The organism is Vibrio sp. zbq_1 (assembly GCF_043102935.1).
Lineage (GTDB): Bacteria > Pseudomonadota > Gammaproteobacteria > Enterobacterales > Vibrionaceae > Vibrio > Vibrio parahaemolyticus.
The window spans coordinates 107629-129451 of record NZ_JBICJH010000015.1 but is presented as its reverse complement, the minus strand read 5'-3'; the positions used below and the strand labels follow the sequence as shown (position 1 = coordinate 129451).

At 46.6% G+C, this 21823-nt stretch carries 15 protein-coding genes; 10 read left to right on the top strand and 5 right to left on the bottom strand.

From position 1 onward, the window contains the following. Positions 1 to 261 precede the first annotated feature (261 nt). The 5 genes from ACF8CV_RS08525 to ACF8CV_RS08505 are packed head-to-tail and all read left to right on the top strand — an operon-like array spanning position 262 to position 8736. Positions 262 to 2262, top strand: coding sequence for a prolyl oligopeptidase family serine peptidase (locus tag ACF8CV_RS08525; RefSeq protein WP_025499660.1), 2001 nt, complete (start codon positions 262 to 264; stop codon positions 2260 to 2262). Then, positions 2263 to 4401, top strand: a complete 2139-nt coding sequence (locus tag ACF8CV_RS08520) for a TonB-dependent hemoglobin/transferrin/lactoferrin family receptor (RefSeq protein WP_031851980.1) — start codon at positions 2263 to 2265, stop codon at positions 4399 to 4401. A 12-nt stretch (positions 4402 to 4413) separates the two neighbouring features. Further along, positions 4414 to 6720: a proprotein convertase P-domain-containing protein gene (locus tag ACF8CV_RS08515; protein ID WP_138938071.1), complete on the top strand. Its 2307-nt coding sequence runs from the start codon at positions 4414 to 4416 to the stop codon at positions 6718 to 6720. 5 nt (positions 6721 to 6725) lie between these two features. Further along, entirely contained in the window at positions 6726 to 8168 is a 1443-nt protein-coding gene (locus tag ACF8CV_RS08510) for a DUF1566 domain-containing protein (protein ID WP_138938070.1), read from the top strand. 1 nt (position 8169) lies between these two features. Then, a complete protein-coding gene (locus ACF8CV_RS08505) occupies positions 8170 to 8736 on the top strand; it encodes a DUF1566 domain-containing protein (RefSeq protein ID WP_005462950.1) in 567 nt (188 codons plus the stop codon). Positions 8737 to 8841: 105 nt separating this feature from the next. Here ACF8CV_RS08505 and ACF8CV_RS08500 read toward each other — a convergent pair whose 3' ends face one another. After that, complete coding sequence (locus ACF8CV_RS08500; RefSeq protein WP_138938069.1) at positions 8842 to 10485, bottom strand: methyl-accepting chemotaxis protein; 1644 nt, start codon at positions 10483 to 10485, stop codon at positions 8842 to 8844. 331 nt (positions 10486 to 10816) lie between these two features. Between ACF8CV_RS08500 and ACF8CV_RS08495 the strand changes: the two genes are divergently transcribed. The 5 genes from ACF8CV_RS08495 (at position 10817) to ACF8CV_RS08475 (ending at position 16824) form a co-directional block, all read left to right on the top strand. Then, positions 10817 to 11638: a phosphate ABC transporter substrate-binding protein gene (locus ACF8CV_RS08495; protein ID WP_005462954.1), complete on the top strand. Its 822-nt coding sequence runs from the start codon at positions 10817 to 10819 to the stop codon at positions 11636 to 11638. A gap of 99 nt (positions 11639 to 11737) precedes the next feature. Then, positions 11738 to 12670: a phosphate ABC transporter permease subunit PstC gene (gene pstC / locus ACF8CV_RS08490; RefSeq protein WP_005462956.1), complete on the top strand. Its 933-nt coding sequence runs from the start codon at positions 11738 to 11740 to the stop codon at positions 12668 to 12670. A gap of 22 nt (positions 12671 to 12692) precedes the next feature. Continuing rightward, positions 12693 to 13556: a phosphate ABC transporter permease PstA gene (gene pstA, locus ACF8CV_RS08485; RefSeq protein WP_005478161.1), complete on the top strand. Its 864-nt coding sequence runs from the start codon at positions 12693 to 12695 to the stop codon at positions 13554 to 13556. Between the two features lie 60 nt (positions 13557 to 13616). Continuing rightward, positions 13617 to 14366, top strand: a complete 750-nt coding sequence (pstB, locus tag ACF8CV_RS08480; RefSeq protein ID WP_020838153.1) for a phosphate ABC transporter ATP-binding protein PstB — start codon at positions 13617 to 13619, stop codon at positions 14364 to 14366. A gap of 379 nt (positions 14367 to 14745) precedes the next feature. After that, positions 14746 to 16824, top strand: coding sequence for a GGDEF domain-containing protein (locus tag ACF8CV_RS08475; RefSeq protein ID WP_025535120.1), 2079 nt, complete (start codon positions 14746 to 14748; stop codon positions 16822 to 16824). Positions 16825 to 16894: 70 nt separating this feature from the next. Here ACF8CV_RS08475 and ACF8CV_RS08470 read toward each other — a convergent pair whose 3' ends face one another. Genes ACF8CV_RS08470 through ACF8CV_RS08455 form a run of 4 tightly spaced genes read right to left on the bottom strand, consistent with a single transcriptional unit; the run spans position 16895 to position 21793 of the window. Beyond that, positions 16895 to 18541: a BatD family protein gene (locus ACF8CV_RS08470; RefSeq protein ID WP_196216430.1), complete on the bottom strand. Its 1647-nt coding sequence runs from the start codon at positions 18539 to 18541 to the stop codon at positions 16895 to 16897. Between the two features lie 4 nt (positions 18542 to 18545). Continuing rightward, positions 18546 to 20327: a VWA domain-containing protein gene (locus ACF8CV_RS08465; protein ID WP_392425376.1), complete on the bottom strand. Its 1782-nt coding sequence runs from the start codon at positions 20325 to 20327 to the stop codon at positions 18546 to 18548. Continuing rightward, positions 20320 to 21324: a VWA domain-containing protein gene (locus tag ACF8CV_RS08460; RefSeq protein WP_171055941.1), complete on the bottom strand. Its 1005-nt coding sequence runs from the start codon at positions 21322 to 21324 to the stop codon at positions 20320 to 20322. Before ACF8CV_RS08460 ends, ACF8CV_RS08465 begins: the two co-directional genes overlap by 8 nt. Further along, positions 21317 to 21793 (bottom strand): DUF4381 domain-containing protein, encoded by a 477-nt coding sequence (locus ACF8CV_RS08455; RefSeq protein ID WP_029850478.1) that lies wholly within the window; start codon positions 21791 to 21793, stop codon positions 21317 to 21319. The genes ACF8CV_RS08460 and ACF8CV_RS08455 overlap by 8 nt, the downstream gene beginning before the upstream one ends. Positions 21794 to 21823 lie beyond the last annotated feature (30 nt).

The following is a 21823-nucleotide window of genomic DNA, read 5'->3' as shown; positions in this document are numbered from 1 at the left end:
TTATGCCCGTCACTTAGCCAACCCTTGTCTTTTCTTACTAACCGTTTCTCCCAATGCTTATATTTGTCTGACTTCATATAAACAGCACAGATTGCTAATTTAGCAAGATGTTGATTGTATTTACACTGGTTAAAGCAAACGTTTTTTCAATCAGGTTAGATAAAAATATTATTTAATTATGAAAATGATAATTGATCTCATTTTTATTTAAGGGCAGAATACGCGGATTCCATTAATCCTATAAATGAATTCGCTCTCTATATGAAATTTACTCATGTTTTTTTAGGGCTCATAGTTACCTCTAGTTTTGGCGCTACTGCCGCTGATGATTTTAACTGGCTGCGAGATGACGCTCGTAAAGATGAGCGAGTTCTTACCTACTTGACGCAGCAAAACCGCAAGACCGAACAGTATCAAAAAAGTTATCAGGCACTGACACAAGATCTGCTGGCACAGTGGGAAACGATGGTGGCAGACAAAGGCGAGCAGCCATGGTCGATTGTGAATGGACGAGAGTGGACGTTAACGCGTCGTGACGGTCGCTACGTGTTGTTATCACGTGCGAGTCAGCATGCACCAGAAAACGCAGTGTTTGATTTCGCTGAGCGACAATCGGCGCATCAATACTATCAACTTGGTCAGTGGCATGTGAGTGGCGATAAACTGCTTTTCACTGAGGATATCGACGGCAGCGAGCAATATCGAGCTGTGGTTGTTGATTTACTCTCAGGCCAATCTTCGGAACTGGCAACACACGTCGATAGTGGTGCACTGTTATCACAAAATGGAAAAATGGCGTACCTTGTAGCAAAGGACAAGCGTACCCAGCGACCTCATCAGATCCTACGTATTTCCACTGAGTCTTTGGCTAAAACAGTAGTATGGAATGAGTACAAATCAGATTGGTTACTCTCTTTTTATCGCGCGGCAGATAGTCGTTACGCCGTGCTGCAAAGCAACAACGAGTCAACAACAGAGCAGAAGCTTGTCGATCTAGAAACTGGCACCGTCACCGATTCATTGCGAGTGCCAGAAGTGGGTGTGGAATATTACGCAGATGTCGCGAAAGGGCATGTTTACCTCAACAGTAATCTTGAAGGAAAGTTTGCACTTTACCAAGCCGAACTCACGCCGCTTAGCGCAACATGGCAACGCTTTACCAACCCTAGTGAGCCGCTTGAGCAGTTCTACCTTTATGATGCAGGAGTTGTGGCACTTAGTAAGCCAAACAATGTGTCGACGTTGACGGTGTATTCTTATCAAGGTCAGGAAAAAGTGATACTGCCATTGGAACACGATGGAAATGTCGCTTGGTTGAGCACGTTAGGCGATTTTGAATCAAACAAGATTCGTATCCGAAGCATGTCGATGACCACGCCTCCTCAATGGGAGGAGTTTGATGTAAAAACGCTGACTAAATCTTTGTACTCTCAAGATGCTTACCAAGATTTTGATAGCCAACATTATGTTTCAAAACGAATTTTCATTAAGCACGATGGTGTTTCTGTTCCCGTCTCTTTAGCGTATCGCAAAGACAAATTACACGCACAATCACCCGTGATGATTTATGGCTATGGCGCATACGGTTTTACGATGAAACCGTACTTTATGCCTCAAGTCATAAGCTTGCTCGACCAAGGCGTGATTTACGCTATCGCCCATGTTCGTGGCGGTGGGTACTTTGGCGATGAGTGGCATGAGCAAGGCCGTGGTGTGCGCAAAGCCAATTCTATTGGCGACTTTGTCGCGGCCGCTAAGACGCTGAAAACGTTTGAACGCGGTAATCGAGAGGTTTTCGCCATTGGCTCTAGTGCTGGTGGCACGTTGGTCGCGGGAGCGGTTAATCGAGATCCTAAGTTATTTTCAGGTGTCGTGCTTAAAGTGCCTTTTGTTGATGTGGTAGCCAGCATGTCGGATACATCACTTCCGCTGACCACGCAGCAGTATGGCGAATGGGGTAACCCAACCAAATCTGAACAACTGGCACTAATGAAGGCGTACGATCCAATTCTCAACATTCACAAAGACGCTTACCCACCGATGCTGGTTCAAGTCGGTTTGATCGACCAGCGCGTGCCTTACTGGGAAGGTGCCAAGTATCTCGCCAAGGTTTCTGAGCTAAGTGAGCACACCGGGCCTTACTTGTTACAGACCGATTTTAACTCGGGTCATCAAATGGACCCACGACAAGCGCAAGAACAACAAGCAAAAGAATACGCCTTTCTTTTATCACTGATTAATACATCTAAAGCGGAGCAGTAAATGAAGCTTACCCCAGTGTCAGCGGCAGTACTTTCGGTACTAGCTGCCAGCCAAGTGCACGCCAAATCTGACGTTTTCTCTATGGAAGAGGTTGTGGTGACGGCGAATCGGATTGAACAACCTGTGTCTGAAGTAGCAGGCAGCGTTGCGGTTGTCACCAGCGAAGAGATTGAACAAAAGGGCGAAACAGAGCTTTATGATGCGCTGCGTCACGAGCCTGGGGTAAGTGTGTCGGGTGGCGCTGGTCGTCCACAAAACATCACGATTCGGGGCATGACGGGTAATCGCATTATGATCATTCGTGACGGCATTCGCTCTGCAGACGGTTTTGGTGCGAATGACAACAATGACAAAGTGGGCCGCGACACGTTCGATCTATCTAATCTTGAATCATTAGAAGTAGTGAAAGGGGCAAGCTCCTCAGTCTTGGGCTCTGGTGCCATTGGTGGCGCTGTGATTTTAAAATCCAAACAGCCGGGCGAGTTTTTAGAAGATCGTGACTTTTATGTTGACGCCACGGGCACTTATACAGGGATCAGCAATAAATACAAAGGCGCGAGCAATTTGGCATTTCGTTCTGGCGATACGGAAAGCTTGGTCAACGCGGCTTATTGGCAAGGTGAAGAGACGCGTAACTTCAGCCAAGATTTGTACAATCGTGATTTGGATGGTTACAGCGCGTCATACGCCATCAATCATTTCTTCAGTGATGAAGTGATGATCAAAGCGCGTGCCGAACTCTATCGACAAGACCAACAACGCCTTGAAGGTTCGTCATCCATACAAAAAGATGGCAAGTGGCATATCGAAGACTTTGCAGAAGATGAATCGACAGAAGAATACAGTGCATATTTAGGTGCAGAGCTAACGCCGCTTGAACCAGCATGGTTTGAAGAGTTGGATACCAAAGTTTATTGGCGTCATACCGAAGTGATCACAGACACCAATCGCTTAATGAACTCTACCGACGCCAATGGTCTGCTGATCAAGCGCCGCGAACTTGAGCACAAAACATTTACCGATAACACGGTCGGTTTGAGAGCGGATTTCAAACAGACGCTTCATGCCTCATCGGCTGAGCACAAGTTAGCGTATGGCGTTGAGATAGCATCGGATTACTACCAACGGGAAGATAATCAGAAAGTCCTCGATTGGACGGGTTCCAACGCATCGCAAAAACAACCCTTTGCCGCTGCACGTGCATACAACATTGGGCTTTATTTCCGTGACATGATTGAACTGGATAAATGGACATTAACTGGCGGTTTGCGTTTCGATGCGCACCGACTTTCACCTGATGGCCAGAATGATATCGGTGGATATCCACTGAAAGATATCGACAGTTCTGAAATTTCACCAAGTTTGTCGATTTCTCGTGAAGTGTTCGAAAACAACCGCGTTTACCTCTCTTACGATCACGGCTATCGAGCGCCAGAATACGATAAGGCGTATGGCTTCGTAAGCCACGACTTTGTGCCGCTGACGCCTTTTGTTATTGCACCAAATATGGATCTAGAGGCTGAAACTTCGGACTCGTTTGAAATCGGTAACAAATTCGATAATGGCCGAGCGCAACTTTACGTTTCTGCGTTTTACAACAAGTTCCAAAACTTCATTGATGTTGTTACCACGGGTCAAGATAACTTCGGTAACTACGTCAAGCAATACCAAAACTTACACGGCGTTGAAACCTACGGCGCGGAGCTTTCTGCCGCGTATGCTTTCACATCGTCTTGGAAGCTAAGTACCAAGCTTGGTTATGTGGACGGAAAGGACGCTGAGGGCGAATACGTTCGTAGCATCACGCCTTTTGAGGGCAATGTTGGGCTGAACTACCAGCAACAAGACTTTAATGCGTTCGCGACGTGGAATTGGGCTGGTTCGATGGATCGTGTGCCGAGTTGCCAAACGTCGCTCGGACAAAAGACAGAATGCGCAAAAACAGAAGCATGGAACACGCTCGATTTGGGAGCAAGTTACCAAATCACCAAAGATTTCCGTTTGAGTGCGACCATCATCAACCTGTTCGACAAAGAATACATTCGTTACCAAGACGTTGCTGGCATAGCTGATGAGAGCAAACGCTACTCAACGGAACCAGGTCGTTACTTTACGGTTAACGCGAAGTACATCTTTTAGTAGGAGCTCAGCATGAAACTCAAACTTTTAGCGCTTTCTCTTGCGTTGGCAGGCGTTCAAGTGACGAACGCAGCGCAGTGGGATTACCCTAGCGCGGCTATTACGGTCACGAACCAAGCCGAAGCGCTACGCTACTTACAAGCCAATTACGCTAGCGCTGGCGAACTTAAGTTTCGCTATCAAACCCGTTCTAAGCTTGGAGATCATTATAACTTTGATGTGTGGGTCGATGGTCAGTATCAACCGCAACGCACTATTGTGTTGTCGACTAACCAAGACCGCCAAATCGAGCGTATTTTCAAAAGCCTTGAAGATACGGTTATTCGTAATGGTCAGGCGATGCCAGCCGCAGAACTGGAATTGCCTGTTCGATTGGAAGTGACCGAGCCGCCAGCGTTGAGCTCCGGTGAGTTAGTGACGGTTCCCGTCTCAGTGTTTGATCCTGATTTACGTACGATGCAGCAACAAGCTGCGCCTGATTCCGCTTGGAATTCGTTAGAGGATTATCCGCAGCCACTTCAATATGTTGAGAAGCAGATTCAAGTTTTGCAGTCTGACGGCAAGTTCTACCTAGCCAACGAGCGCGTTAAACAGGTGGATGCACTTGCATTACTGCCTACACCTGCGGTAGGTGCGGAGCCCGTACGCGATACAAGCAGTATTTTGCCACCTGAAGGTGTTCAATCTTTTGCTGATGTAAAAGCGATGCAAAGTGCTCAGCTTGGCGACAATGCCTTTTTGCAGTTGATGGCGTTTTATCATCTTGACAACTCACTGCAGTACTTATCGAGCTTGAGCTATGACTTGTTTGAAGAGCCGCTTCGTTTTGATGGACGAGGTTTAGCGCTAGACAACTCTTCTTACTACACAGGTTCGCGTGCGCTGATGTTAGGCGTTGGCGGAGTATCTCCGGATGCTGCGGATGCAGATGTGATTTTGCACGAGCTAGGACACGGGATTCACTATCAAATCGTTCCCGACTGGGCGTATGGCCACACTGGCGCGATTGGAGAAGGTGTCGGTGATTACTGGGCGGGCAGCGCGAGCTTCCGAACACAGTATTTAGATGCGGCTCGCCGTGGTCAGGAATTTGAGATTGATACCGTGTTCAACTGGGATGGCATGTTTGGCGTTCGCCGCGCAACACGCAGTCTCTGGAACCAACGTGCTCGTTACTTTGAAGGAGCGGAATACCGAGCGCATGAAAGTGTTGGTGGTGAATTGGGCGACGAGTTGTGGTCGACACCTTTATTCCAAGCCTTGAAAGCGTCCGTTGCTCGTTATGGCGATGGTTCGGATCGTGTTTTCCGTGACTTTGACTCGATTGTGCTTGAAGGCATGTACGGCGTGGGTCGTGGTGTGAAAATGCATGATTTGGCGGAGTCCACCGTGTTTGCCGCGACAATGCTTTTCCCTGAAAAAGAGTACGCACAAATTCTGAAAGATAGCTTCGCACAGCATAACTTACTCAAAGTTCCTTTTAACGCCCGATATCAATCTCGTTACATCAACGCTGGGGAAACGGTCGAGTTGACGCTTTCTCACACCGGCCGATCTGCAAGCGTAAAGGGCAATTGGTCACTGAACAACGACACATCGAAAGCGGTCGATGTGCAACTGGCAAACTCGGCCTCTTTCAGTGCCAACTTACCAACGGGGCTGACGTGTGGTGCACCGTTTGAATCTAAAGTTTCAGTGGATTATCAGTTTGCTGAAGGGCTTAAGGCGCAATCTTGGCAAAACGTGACGGCGCTAGTGAATGGTATTCCTCTACTTTTGAATAAGCCCAAGACTATCGAGGATGCGCTCACCGATGCGAGTATTAACTCGCGCGGTCAAGAAGTGCAAGGGAACAAAATTTTTGTTCAAACACTATCAGACAAAACGCAGAAAATTGATGACTCATTTGCCGTTTATCTCGATATCGAACACGCGAATTTAGCGGATTTACACATCACGTTGACGTCGCCACAAGGCCAGTCTGTAGTGCTGTTTAACCATCAGCCGAGTCAATCGGGTGGGTTTACGGGCTATTTCACGGTTCAGCACGATTCAGAGCTGCAAGCATTGGTTGGAGAGCCTAGTTGGGGAACGTGGCGACTAGAAGTCTCCGATCGGGTGGTCGGCAACTCGGGCGCACTAAAAGCGTGGGGTGTGAGTCACTTTAACCAGTATCAGTGCGGTGCTGATACCACTTCGAAAAGCAACGGCAATGGCTCGGGTGGGAGTGGCTCACCTTGGGCGCTCTTTGGCTTGCTTGTGCTTTCAATGTTGAGAGTGGTTCGCTCTCGTAATAACGATTCATCAAAAAGAAGATAAGACCTATGAAGTTTCAATATTCTCTCATTGCAGTCTCACTGGCCCTTGTTGGTTGTGGCGGCGGTTCTGGTGGTGGTGACGCAACGGCGCCAAGTTACAACGTAGCGGGAACCATTTCTGCGAAAGGTACGTTGTTAGATACACCAGTGTGCATCGATCTCAACCAGAACTTTGTGTGTGATGCGACTGAGCCGAGCACAAAAAGTAATAACGCAGGTGAGTTCTCGATTACCTCGACAAACAAGAACATTTTAACCAGTCCAATTTTGGCTCAGGTTGACCAAGGCGATGAGCTCACACTGAACATGATGACGCCGGGCCGAGGTTTGAGCAAAGGCAACGACATTAATGGCGTTACCACATTAATCGCGGCGCTGGTTATTGATGGTAAAACCGTCAGCCAAGCAGAACAAGTTCTAAAAGATTGGCTTGCACATGCTAACGTGAAGCTGCCTGGCACCGTGATGTCGGATCCCAATGCGTCTGAGTTGGAATACATTGAGCAAAACACGGTCGGGTTGCTAAGCAAAATGAAGCCAGAACACATCACACTTGGCATGACGACGATGGCGCAAACACTCAGCTATAACGACAAATCTCTCGCGGCGTACTTGTTGAGTGATGCGGAGCTCACTGAGTTAGCGGCCAAGCTGTCTTCTTTATCTGCGCTTGGTTCGGTAGGTAACGATACGGGTACCGTTTTGTATTATACGGTCGCTAAAGGACATTCGAACACAGCGACGCCTCAAGAACTTTTCCCAGGACAAGATGCTGAATTTGGCTTTGACAAGTTAGAGAAGCAGGCGGCGACAGGTAATGGCTTCAAGTTTGTTAAGTTAAGTGCAACGGGCGAGAAGCTAAAGGTGGATGCAACCACTTGGGCTTGTACATTAGATGAGCGCACGGGTTTGGTTTGGGAAAACAAAAGTGCTGACGAAAATTCGCTTCAGTTTAAAGATCGTCTGTTTGTTTACGAATCAGAAGACTTTAAGCCATTTTCTAAAGACTTGGAACAGGTTGGTTGTGTCAACGCAAGAGATGATATTTGCTCAACTAAGCAATACATTGAGCACTTCAACCAGAAGTCACTGTGTGGCATCACAAATTGGCGCTTACCGGATTATCAGGAGTTTTATGATGTTCTCGACTTCGGTGAAACAGAGAAAGATGCAAGTGGCGTCGTTTATGGAATGAATTTTAAGTTCTTCCCACAGCAAACGTTAGGTAGTCCTTATTTGGAATACGGTTCGGTTTGGTTCCAGGCGTTTACCTTTACTGAAAATGACAAGGTAAAAACGCCCGAGTACTTAAGAATGCCGTTGGTAACGGTTCGAGGTGCCGACCGTGGACAATCTAGCTCGATTGAGATTTATTCCGATAAAAAAGATCCAACAGCTGATGATTCATACCAATTTCCAATTCGTCTAGTTGCTGAGAAAGGAGAGTAAGATGAAAAAACTTATTACCGCATTATCTCTTGTACTTGTTTCTTACGCGTCGATGGCCGCTCAGGAATGCTCTTTGGATTTTGTGAAGTCAGCGCCGAATTCTCGCTACTTATACTCTGATCTAGGTGTTGTAACAGATTTAAAAACAGGACTCACTTGGATGCGCTGCCCAGTTGGTATGACATGGGATATGGCTCAAAAAGCGTGTTCTGGGGAAGCTCAAAAAGTAACATGGCAAAACGCGCTGCTTACTGCGGAGCAAATTCGGAATGCCTCGGGCAACCATGTACTACACAATTTTGCAGATAAAAAACAGTGGCGATTACCGAATATTAAAGAGTTAGTTACACTCACAGAGCGTGCTTGTTTCCATCCTTCGATGAATGGTACGGCGTTTGAAAGCGCATACTCGCTGGAAACTGGTGATTTAGGTAGCTATATCTGGAGCAACACGCCCGGCACCGACGCTAGACAAATCATGACGTTCGAAAGCGTGAATGGAGATGTTATTGGCTATTCTCCTGAGGCGAACCAGTTTTCAGTGTTGCTTGTCACAGACGAAGATTAATCGACAAGTGGCTGTTAAGACAATGACGTTAAAAAGCTCCGCATTTGCGGAGCTTTTTTCGTATTTCATTCAGTGTTTCGCATGTGTTTACACCACAATGAGTGATTACACTTGGAACTGTCTTAACTGTTGCTGCTGGTTTTCCGCTAGGCCAGAAAGCTCTTGAGCGGCAGCGGCGGATTGCGTAATACCAGTTACGTTCTGGCTCACCAGCTCATAGATGTTTGTTAAGTTGTTATTGATATCAGCCGTGACCTGTTTCTGCTCTTCTGATGCGGTCGCCACTTGAGTGTTGATTGAGTTCAGTTCGGCGATAGCGTTACTGATATTAGCAAGTGATTGGCTAACTTCTTGTGCCAGAGCTTGGTTGTCTGACAGCATGGCTAAGCTAGAGTGCATGCTTTCATTCGCGTGACCAGATTGCTGTTGAAGCTCTTCAATGATGGTCTGGATCTCTTTTGTCGACTCCTGAGTTCGCGCCGCTAGCATACGGACTTCATCGGCCACTACCGCGAAGCCTCGGCCACTTTCGCCCGCACGTGCAGCCTCGATTGCTGCATTCAGTGCAAGCAGATTGGTTTGCTCAGAAATGCCTTCAATCACTTCGATCACGCGACCAATATGTTCTGATTGATCTTTTAGCGACGTCACGACGGCTGCGGCTTCGTTGAGTTGCTCCGCCATTTTTTCGCTTGCGCGAGTGCTTTCTTCAAACATGCTCAGGCTTTGTGAGGTCAGCATGCGTGCTTGATTTGATGAGCTATCGGCTTCTTGTGCATTGGTCGATACCTCAGCTGCGGTAGATTCTAGCTGGTTGATCGCCGAAGCCACTTGCTCAACTTCTTGTTTTTCTTGATCCGAATTGACGCTGCTTTGAGTCATAACGGTCGCTAACTCAGTCGATGCTGATGCCACATCTTCACTAATGCGAACTAATGCACTCACTGTTTCACGCAGTTTGTCGATGGTTTGATTTACATCCTGAGCCAGCTGCGACACTTCGTTTTTTCCGATGGCTTCGGCTTTAACCAATAGATTTCCCTTCGCGACTTCTTGCATGGTTCCTTGAAGGTTACGAATCGGTGCAACGATATAGCTGGCTAGTATCCAACTAATAAGAGAAGCGGCACTCAAGATCACCGCAAGCGAGACCGCGCTGTACGTGAGCGTGGTTGAATGCTGTTCGCCATTCGCTTCCACTTCATCGGTGACGATTTGATTCAATTGTTTAGACAGGTTGTCGATGGCGTTGATCATTGCTTCGCCAGCCAATCGATATTCTGCCATCGCAGATTCGTACTTTTGATTGAAATCGGATGTGGTGTAGCCAGAAGAGTGTTTGGTGGTGAGCAGAGGTGTCATGGTGACGCGCGTGAAATCAACATAGTGATCCATGGCTTTGCGCATGGCATTCACTTCGGTTTGAACGCCTGGGAGGCTATCGATGGAATTCAGAAAATCGCGGTTTTTGTTTTGTCTATCAGACAGTTCTTGGTTGAGAGATTGGACATCTTCGGCTCTAAATAGACTGTAAATGGCTTTGATGCGCATGGCGTAGGTGTTGTCTACGATGGCGCTGAGTTCCTCTTTATGAATGATCAGCTTGTTGGTGGAAGTGGAAACCTTATTGAATGCTTGGTCGAGCTTGCCGATTCCGACGCTCAATCCAATGACGAGTAATACAACGGTGAATAGAACAGGTAAAAAGACCTGAAGTTTAATAGAAAGCGTACTAAGAAATTGACGCATGATTGACCCTCTATAGTTTTGATTATTATCATTATTATTAATAACCTTAAGGATTCTAATGAATACATTTTTCAAATCAATCACTTACTAATGCCGAATTGTTATGAAATGTAGCAAAATTGAAGGACTTGGCATTTTGTATAGATGTAGAAAGGCGTGGAAGTAAGCGAGGAAATAACACAACCTGAAATGTTGCGGAATTAATATACAGAAATGACAACGTGTCATAGAGGGTTCAACTAAGTGAAACACAACTGTCATATTCGGATTCTAAAGTGGGCACCGTTCAAGTGAAACACAACGGCAATAAAGCCACTTTAAGGAAATTGTGATGAAAAAGACAGTAATCGGTGCAATCGCACTTCTAGGCGCAATGGCAGTGACTCCTGTTTCTGCTAAAGAAACTATCTCTGCAGTGGGTTCTAGCAGCGTAACTCCACTGATGGAAGTTTTCTCTGAAACATACATGAAGACGAACCCGAACGTATTCATCGAGGTTCAAGGCCCTGGCTCTTCAGCTGGCGTTAAAGCGGCGAAAAACGGTTCAGCAGACTTAGGTATGTCTTCTCGTAACCTGAAGGAATCAGAAAAAGAGCCAACACTTGTTGAAGAAGTGGTTGCTCGTGACGGTATCGCGGTTGTTGTTAACCCACAAAACAAGCTAGCAGGTCTAACTGCTGAACAAGTGACAGCAATCTACAAAGGCGAAGTATCAAACTGGAAAGAAGTGGGCGGCGAAGATAAGCCAATCGTAGCAATCACTCGTGATACCGCTTCTGGTACTCGTGGTGCATTTGAAGACATCATGGCGCTGAAAATGAAAATCTCTGGCAAGAAAGTATCTGCAATCTCTCAACGTGCTCAAGTTGCTAACGGTAACGGCGCACTTAAAACAATGGTTGCGTCTAACCCATACGCAATCGGCTACATCTCACTAGGTACAGTAGACAACACAGTTAACGCTCTAGCAATCGACGGTGTTGATGCAACAGTCGCTAACGTGAAAAACGGTTCTTACAAAGTAGCTCGCCCATTCCTTGTGCTTTACAAAGAAGGCAAGCCATCTGCAGAAACGCAAAAATTCCTAGATTGGATGCTAACTGAAGATGCGCAAAAGCTAGTTGACCAAAACGGTTACATCTCAGTTCACTAATTTATCGGGACTCTTAAGTTTGCTCAGCCCACCGTTTAGGGCTGAGCCTTTTCTATCCATAGCGTTCATTGGCAATACCCAGAACCGTGAGATTTTTAAATGACCATCGCAACAAATAGTGAAAAGCTTATGAATACTGACGCTAAAGCTATCAGCAAGCCAGGCCTACGCGAGAAACGTCGTGTAGACTGGAAAGAGCGTATCTTCCACGGCTTGTTCCTAACCAGTGCTGTTATCGGCATTGTGTCGTTAGCAGTAATTGCTTACTTTATTGTTCGAGAGAGTATTCCTGCCTTCCAAGAAGCTGGAGTATCGGGCATCGTTCTTGGCCAAAACTGGCTTCCACCTGCGCTTTACGGCGTAGCAACAATGATTGTCGCTTCTGTAGTCTCTACTGCGGGTGCGGTGATGGTTGGCGTTCCTGTTGGTGTGCTTACCGCAATCTTCATCGCTGAAATCGCGCCTAAGCGTTTGGCTGATGTTATTCGTCCTGCGGTTGAGTTGCTAGCGGGTATCCCTTCGGTGGTGTATGGCTTCTTCGGCCTCGTTATCATCGTTCCTTTGATTCAAGACATCTTCAATGTGCCAGCGGGTAACACCATCTTGGCGGGTATCATTGTTCTTGGTGTGATGATTCTACCGACCGTAATCACGGTATCTGAAACGTCTATTCGAGCAGTGCCTCGTGCATACAAAGAAGGCTCTTTGGCTCTTGGCGCTTCAAAAATCTACACAATCTTCAAACTGCTCGTTCCTGCGGCTCGTTCAGGCATCATGACTGGTGTGATTCTTGGTATCGGTCGTGCGTTGGGTGAGACAATGGCAATCATCATGGTGATGGGTAACGCACCGGCAATGCCAGAAGGTATTCTCGACTCAGCACGTACGCTGACCGCGAACATCGCGATTGAAATGTCTTACGCAAGTGGTGTTCACGCGAACGCACTGTACGCAACAGGTGTGGTACTGCTGGTCTTCATCATGTCGTTGAACGCTGTACTTCTTTACCTAAACCGAGAAAAAGCGAAGTAATCGCTCGTTAAAGGTGACTATTATGGATCGCGCAAAACTGAAAAAAGCACGCCAGTTCAAAGATAACGTCTTTAACGCTTTCGTTTGGATTTCGGCTGCACTAACGGTAGGTTTTCTGTTCTGGATTATCTGGTACATCCTATCAAACGGTCTACAACACGTAGATTGGAACTTCATTACTGACAATTACACTCGTACCGGCGATGAGCACGGTATCTTCCCGATGATTGTGTCGACCATCTACATGGTTATTGCATCCATTGCAGTAGCGGCACCTCTGGGTATCATGACGGCGATTTACCTGACTGAATACGCAAAAGTCGGCAGCCGTTTGGTGAAAGTGATTCGATTCTGTACAGAATCCCTAGCAGGTATTCCGTCGATCATCTTCGGTCTGTTTGGTATGACTTTCTTCGTGGCAATTCTTGGTCTTGGTTTCTCGATTCTATCGGGTGCACTGACGCTAAGTATCCTAATCCTGCCAGTTATCATCCGTACCACGGAAGAAGCATTGATGGCAGTGCCACAAACGTATCGTGAAGGCTCATACGGCCTTGGCGCTTCAAAAATTTACACTATCTGGCGTTTGATTCTTCCGAGCGCGATGCCAGGTATCTTAACCTCGGTCATTCTAAGTATTGGTCGTGTCATTGGTGAGTCTGCTCCAGTATTCCTGACAGCAGGTATGGTTGCTCGTATTCCGGATTCTCTATTGGATTCAGGCCGTACGCTAACCGTTCATCTTTACAAACTGACTACCGAGCTGTTTACCATTGAAGAATGGAATCAGGCTTACGGTACGGCAACAGTGCTGATCGTCGTTGTTCTTTTGATCAACATGGTGACTAAACTGATTGCAAGACGTTTTAACACAGCAACTTACTAACAAAACCAATTAAGAACGCACGTTAAAAGACACGAATTCAAGATTTAAGAGATTAAGACAATGAACAAGTTTGATATTGAAAACCTAGACCTATTCTACGGTGAAAACCAAGCACTGAAATCGATCAACCTGCCTATTCCTGTTCGTCAAGTGACGGCTCTTATCGGCCCATCAGGTTGTGGTAAATCAACGCTTCTACGCTGTTTGAACCGCATGAATGACCTTATCGAAGGCGTAAAAATTACGGGTAAGCTGGCGATGGATGGTGAAGACATCTACGGTAACATTGACGTTGCGGATCTTCGCATTAAAGTCGGCATGGTATTCCAAAAGCCAAACCCATTCCCAATGAGCATCTACGAGAACGTGGCTTACGGCTTGCGTGCTCAAGGTATCAAAGACAAAAAGACCATTGATGAAGTGGTAGAGCGTTCGCTACGCGGCGCAGCACTTTGGGATGAAGTGAAAGATCGCCTTAAATCACACGCATTCGGCCTTTCTGGTGGTCAGCAGCAGCGTTTGTGTATCGCGCGTACTATCGCGATGGAACCGGACGTAATTCTGATGGATGAACCGACGTCGGCACTTGACCCGATTGCAACTCACAAAATTGAAGAATTGATGGAAGAACTGAAGAAGAACTACACCATCGTAATCGTGACTCACTCAATGCAACAGGCGCGTCGTATCTCTGACCGCACCGCGTTCTTCCTAATGGGTGAACTGGTTGAGCACAACGATACTCAAGTGATCTTCAGCAGCCCTCAAGACGACCGTACGCAAGGGTACGTAAACGGCGACTTCGGTTAACAACCGCATTTTTTGAAATAACCAAATAACTATAAGCGATGGTAACTTTGCCCCTCTTTATGAGGGGCCTTTTTCTTTTTAAGGTGCTGATTTATAAAATCTATCTGCATAAATAATTATTAAAAATTAAGCGACATTGGCCACTTTTATGCAACATGTAATTCTCGTGAAACATGGTGCTAAAAGTGCTGAAGAGTTCTCGAATGTGAAATTTAGTCCGAAAATTTTGCGAATTACTTAACAGCTCAAAATTGATTATATTGATTGCATATCACCACCTGCGTAGTTTTTTATCGAGGATAAAAAAGTAAATTAGGTTGGTAGGGTGAATTTAAAAAGTTTTACGAGAAAAGTGTCTTCAACGAGGGACCACCGGCTACTGGCCGAAGCAATATTCGATCAATTAGAGAACCTCTTTTCCCCCCACGCGATCGCCATTTTTGAAGACCCTTTAACCAATCCTCGTTGTTCTGTGAGTTTTTCTCGCGGAGAGCTTTACCCTATTCAAAAGTACCCTGAGATTTTCTGGGACTGGGCCTGCCAATTTGATACATCCGAAAGCATTATTCCTCTGGCGATTAACACTTGTAACTGGAATCACACCCAAGATTTAGGTGGCGACAGCTACATAATGATGCTCGACAACACGCCAATAAAACGCACCTATTTACTTATCCAATCTGTCCAAGCTCGCACCGCACACAATATTTACGAAGAAAGCTACGACGCAATGCAGCTCGCGGCTGCGCGTTGGCAATGCATTCGAGCCGAGAAAAATGCATCACAAGAGATGCGACATCGAGACATCCGTGAAGCTCAATACGTCGATGAAATTAGCCAGCGCGAACGCTTTATCGAAAACATGAAGTTAGTTCAGCAAGTCGCACTCGAGATCTCCAACCCTGATTCCTTAAAAGATTTGTATTACAAAGCCGTCGAAGCCCTGCGCGAACGATTGGGCTTTGACCGCACCACACTGATGCTACTGGACATGAAAAAGCGCAGTTTCAGCGGTACATACGGCACGGATGAGTCTGGTATTACGATCGATGAATTCCACACGCAGTACGACCTTCATCAACTGAGTGAGGAATACATCGCTGCGCTGTCGAGCCTTGAGAGCAATTTAGTGATCATCGAAGATGCGCCAATATACACGGCGGGCAAAGTGGTCGGGCAGGGATGGAACGCGATGTTAATCTTGCGCGACGGCAATGAGCCCTTCGGTTGGTTTGCGCTCGATAACTTCATTCATCGCAAGCCGATAACGGCGTATCAAAAACAGATGTTGGACTCGTTTGGTTCTCTTTTCTCACAAATTTATATCCGTAAGCGCCAAGAGCAGAATGTGCGCATGTTGCACTCAAGCATGGTTGAGCTATCACGCTGTACAACCGTTAGTGATGTGTGTAAATCGGCAGTGACTTTCGCGATTAAAAACCTCGGTATTGATCGTATGGCGGTATTTTTGACCGATGAAAACTGCTCATACATGCAGGGCACTTGGGGCACGGACATTCAAGGGAATGTCGTCGATGAGTCCTATTTCTTTGGTGAGACGCAAAACTTCTCTCTGATCAATTTGGCTCGCGCCGTACCGAGTGAAGTTGCATTCGAAGAATCCGTTCCCATTTACCACGACTGTAATATCGTCGGTTTTGGTTGGGCGGCAATGACGGTTCTCACCTCAAACAGCAGTGGCCCCATCGCTTTTATTGCCGTCGATAACTTGCTCACTCGTGCGCCGTTAACCTCTCAACTGCGCGAAGTGATTCGTATGTTCTCTTCCAGTTTGGCCGAGGTGCTGCAACGCACTCAAGCTCAAGAGGCGATTCGAGAGTTAAATGAAAACCTTGAGTTAGAAGTGCAGAATCGAACTAAAGAGCTAGAAGAGGCGAATCGCCAGCTCGAAGTACTGTCTAAACTCGATCCACTTACGCGCCTTGGCAATCGCCGTATGCTGGAACATGTGATGCAAAAATACTGCGCATTGGATTGCGAAGAGGCGATGTCATTCGGTCTGATTCTGATTGATATTGACCATTTTGGTTTGTTTAACAATCACTATGGTCATCTTGAAGGCGACATTGCACTGATGCGCATTGGGAACATTCTTGAACACCATACCAAAGATGAAGACGAGGTCTTTTGTCGTATTGGGGGTGAAGAGTTTGTGTTATTGATGATCGGCTCAAACCAAGAAGAGGTTAGATTGAGAGCGGAATGCATTCGTCAATGCATTGAAGATGAAGGCATCAAGCATCAACATAACCCAGAAGGTGAATTGCTGACGGTTTCGGTGGGCTACTCCTGCTACAAAACCAAAGGCAAAGACTTCAATTTCGACCACTTGTATCAGTTGTCCGACAAGGCGCTCTATCAGGCGAAAAGCAGTGGGAGAAATTGCGTGAAACGATATGAGTTAAAAGACCCTCAAAAAGATCAAATTGTAGCGTGAGTTTGTTTTTACGTACTTCTTGAACATCAGAAACCAAAAATGGCAGCGTTTAGAGCGCTGCCATTCTTATTTATAGTTTTTCTAGCTGGTGGCTAGATTTGTCACGTTTGGCCTTGGCCAGTTTTTGCACTTTCTCCAACAGGGCTTTGTGACTCCATGGCTGTTGATTTGGACTAAAACGTGCTCTGTTCATGGCATCGAGTTCGAGTTTGATCGCTTGAACATCTTCGGGATTTAGTCGGTCACGATGGGTACTCAAGTACTCGTTTACCGAGCGTTCGATTTTCGCTTCGTCGCCTTCATTAATGATGCGTTTCAACGCTTCAACGCAAAGTGGTTTTTCTGATGCTGACAATGGTTCTGTGGAAGCAACAGGACGCTTTTTCCAAATTACGAATGCAATTGCGGCAGTAAGAATCCACAAGCCTGCAAAAACAAAAGTGAGCGTTTGCCAGAGTTTATCGACGCCATTTTGTTGGGCAGGAGCTGCATTTGAAACGGTTGGTATAGGAAGCGCGGTTTCAGGTAAGGTAATCAAGCCTGCATCGCTTTGTTCCACATTCAGTTTCAGCTCAGACAAGTTTGCCTGCTTTGCTTCATCGCTTTTACTGTCCCACCAATTCAGTGTGTAGCCTGGCAGCGTGAATTCGCCTGCTTCTGTTGGGATCAGCACTTGTTTTACCGTCATGATTACCGTGCCATCTCTTGCTGTGTCGAATTGAGGCTGTTCAGGGTAAACGCGTAAGGAGTTTGGGTAATCCATAGTAATACGCGGTAAGTATTCGGCTTGTGTACCGCGAGCTTTGATTTGAATGGTACGAGTAATAGACGAACCTTGTTTCACGTTATTTACCGTATTGGCGGATAGCGTATTGCCTTGATCGTCTTGCCAGCTCTGAGTCATTTGCAGTGCCGATGCGGGTAACCAACTGCCTTTAAACTCACTAGGTATGGCTTTTACCGTTATTGGCATTTGCTCCACTTTTGTGCTGATCGGCATGATCTTGGTTGAGCCCGTCAGACTATCGCCATAGATATAAGATCCAGTCAGTTGTGGGCCAAGGAGCGTGAATGTTCCCGGTTGTTCTGCGGTTAAGCGGAAAGATTGCTCCACCACTGTCACTTCAAGCCCAGAAATGACTCGCTGCCCTTGTTGCATTTCACCAACAGGTTCAAGCTTCATGCCTTCAATACGTGGTGGCACAACTTGTGGGTTGTCTAAACGGCGAGTGTCGGCCTTGATGATCAGTTGCATGCGTAAATTCGCAGATTGCTGCGGATATAGCGTATGGTTATCGACACTCATATTGAAGCTGAACAAATCATCCAGATCGGGTGCCGATTTGTTCGCCGTGACTCTTAGCTGAATTGGCTCGGTTTTCATGCCATCGGCCGAAAAACTCGGGATCGTAATTATCCCTTCTTTCATTGGCGCTATAGAAATGCTCCATTCTGTGCGCTGATATTTTCGACCATTGATGTTGTTACTCGAACGTCCGTAGCGAGGCTGTCCTAAGAAGAAATCTTTTTCCAATACGCTGAAGTCGATGGCGTCGGACGCCACTTCTGAGTCTGCCATTATCCGTAGGTTGATGACTTCATTTTTAGCCACTTCAGTTTTGTTGACACTTGCCTGGAGGCTTTGTGCCATCACCGAGAAACTAGATAACAGGCTGGCCACAAGAATAAAGACCAGATGTACGCCTTTTTTCATCACGGGCTTACCACTCCTTCTGAGATTGTTGTGGACGTTGTTTTTGTTGAGCTTGCAACTGCATTTGTGCACGAATCAAAAAGCTTGGATCTCGAGCACTTTCGACAGCTTCTAGGCGGCGGAATTCAGGATCATCCTGAGGTGTTTTTTCTGGTTGGGCTTGCGCTTGCATAGGTTCACCTTTTTTGTGCTCACCTTTCTTTTCTACTTCCGTCTCGGCCTTTTGCTGCTTAGCTTTGTGTTCGGATTTTTGCTTTTCTTTTTTATTTTCAGCGTCTTGTTGATTTTGTGACTGCTGTCCTTGATCTTGTTTAGTACTATTCTGAGACTTTTGTTGCTGTTGCTGTTGCTGTTGCTGTTGCTGTTGCTGTTGCTGTTGCTGTTGCTGTTGCTGTTGCTGTTGCTGTTGCTGTTGCTGTTGCTGTTGCTGTTGCTGTTGCTGTTGCTGTTGCTGCTTCAGTTTCTCCTCCACAACCGACAGGTTTTTCTTCGCTGCTTCAAAATCAGGATTTTCTTTAAGCAGCTTTTTGTATTGCTCAGCTGCGTCTTCTAACTGACCATTTTGTGCTAACGAGTTCGCTAGGTTATAGCGGCCGGTTTGTGATGGGTCATTCGAAAACGCTTTGATGGCCGCTTCGTAATCGCCAGTTTGGTAACTTGCCGCGCCTTGCCAACTTGGGTCAGTGAACAGGTTTTTGGCTTGTTCATATTCTCCCTGTTTATAGAGATTAGCCGCTTGCTGATCTGCATTTAAGAACGGGTTGGCTTGTGCACCTGGAGTCCAAGTCATTGGAAGCAGCGCTGCGACAAATACCCAAATTACACCACGGCGGAACAGGAAAACGGTAGGTAGTAACAGTAGAGGCAATAGCCAAAATCCACCATTCAAACGAGAATCGGTTTTGACCTCTTGATTCTGTTTTGCTGCCAAGTTGTTCCCAGTATTATTCGTGTACGCTGCGATGCTATCCACGTCTCGGTTGTTGTGCTGAATAGGAACAAACATACCGCCCGTCTTGTTGGCTAGCGTTTGTAGGTTTTTCAGGTGTGTTTTGGCAACAACGGTCGAGCCTTGCGTGGTCTTAAGAAGCGAGCCGTCGGGTAGGGCAATCGGTGCGCCGTTTGCCGTGCCGATTGCAAGAACCGAGACTCGTATGTTTTTACCTTTAACTAAATTCAGAGAGCGTGCCAATTCTGAATCATCAAGATCATCGGCAAGAACAACAATGTCTCCTTGGTTTGCTCCTGCTTGTGAAAATTGACTTAACGCCAATTCGATCGCAGCAGGGAGGTTCGAGCCTTGGAATGGCATCAGCTCTGGCGACAAGTTCTCGATGATACCTGCTAGCGTACTAGCATCCGTCGTTAGCGGACTCAAGCTGTAGGCGTCGCCTGCATAGGCGATCAATCCAGTCGCCCCCTCTTTCCACTTTGGCAACAAGTCCAACGCTTTGTAACGTGTTTGAGTAAGGCGATTGGGTTTGATGTCGTTGGCGTACATCGAGCGAGACATATCTAGCACTAGCATGCGATTTTGGCTTAGCTCGAAGCTTGGACGTGTATTTGATTGCCAGCTCGGCCCAGCGAGCGCTACGCAGGCAATCGCCCAAGCCAAGCCCCAAATCGTAAAATAGGGTTTGGACTGGGTAGTCTTCCCAAGCATTTTGGCGAGGTGCGGGGCAATCAGCGCGGATTTTTTCGCTCTAAATTTTTGATTAATCAGGAGTACGAAGGGGATTGCTATCAGTCCCAGTAACCAATATGGGTTAAGGAAAGTAAACTCAGCCATGTTTTCTCCTTAGCAGGAACAACAACATAGAAAGCACTAAAGCTGCACTCAATGGATATGGGAACCATTCGGACTGAGGCCGCCAAGTTTGGGTGTCGCTTGATACAGGTTCCAGTTTGTTGATTGTGTCGTAGATCTTTTCAAGTTGTTCGGCATCTCGCGCACGGAAGTACTGCCCGCCAGTCATTTCTGCAATCTTCGTGAGCGTTTGTTCATCAAGGTCGGCTGCGGTGTTGACCTTACGAGTCATAAAAAAGTCTTTCACCATCATTTCGCCAGCACCTACGCCGACGGTATAAATAGTGGCATTGTATTTCTTCGCAATCTCAGCCGCTTCGATTGGATCTAACACACCAGCGGTGTTACTGCCGTCACTGAGCAAAATCATCACGCGCTGGGGCGCATCGCTATCGACAAAGGTTTTTGTTCCTAAGCCGATACCATCGCCAATTGCGGTTCGTTGACCAACTAGGCCAATTACGGTTTGCTTGATTTGTTGGATAACGGTTTGTCGGTCAGCCGTCAGTGGCGTTTGTAAGTACGCGTGGTCACCAAATAGAACTACTCCAAGCCGATCACCTTTTCGCTTCGCGACAAAATCTGATAGGACTTTTTTCACGGCAGAGAGTCGGTCGATGTACTCGCCTTCTAAGTTCATGTCCTCTTTTTGCATGGAGCCTGAAAGGTCAACCACCAGCATTAAGTCTCGGTACTTAGGTTGAAACTCGACAGGTTCGCCAAACCAAACTGGTCTCGCACAAGCGATGACCAATAGCGTCCAAATGGCTACCGACAACGACTTTTGTTGCCATTGTTTAGGTTTATGGCTGTTTTTGCTTTCTGGCAAATACGCCAGTTTGATTTCTGCTTGTCGAGTTTCTTCAGGAAGAAGCTTGTAAATCAGCAGAGGTAAGGGCAACAAAAAAAGTGCCCACCACCAGACAAATTCAATGTTTAACCATTGGGAAAGGTCTGTCATGAGTGTTTGCTCAGTCACGGGTGTTTGCCTTTTTCTTCGGTGGCAAAGCGTGAGTTATCCAAAAGGCACAATCGTCGATCAAATCTTGATGTTGCTCTTGAGGCGACTTTTGATATAACGCGGCTTGCCACTGTTGTTGTTTGTCTACGAATCGAGTCTCTTTGGTATGACTGTCGAGAAATTCATACCATGCCATTCCAGTTAACGGGGCGATGTCTTCACGTGGGAAGTAACTCAATGCTGCTTGACGCAGAATTTCCAGAGCAGAGGAAGGCGTATGAGGTGTGACGGATTGAGTCAAAAGCTTTAATGCCGTTTTTTGGGCAAGTAAGCGCTTTTTACGCCATTTTGCATACAAATATACACCTAAAACAAAAAGAACGATCGCCGCAAGCATTGCCCACCATCCCCACGCAAGTGGGAACCAATCCGGAGCGTTCGGCAAAATCAAAGGTTCAAGGTTTAGGCTTTGGTTGTTTGTTGTCATTATTATTACTGCTTTATTGAAAACTGCTTT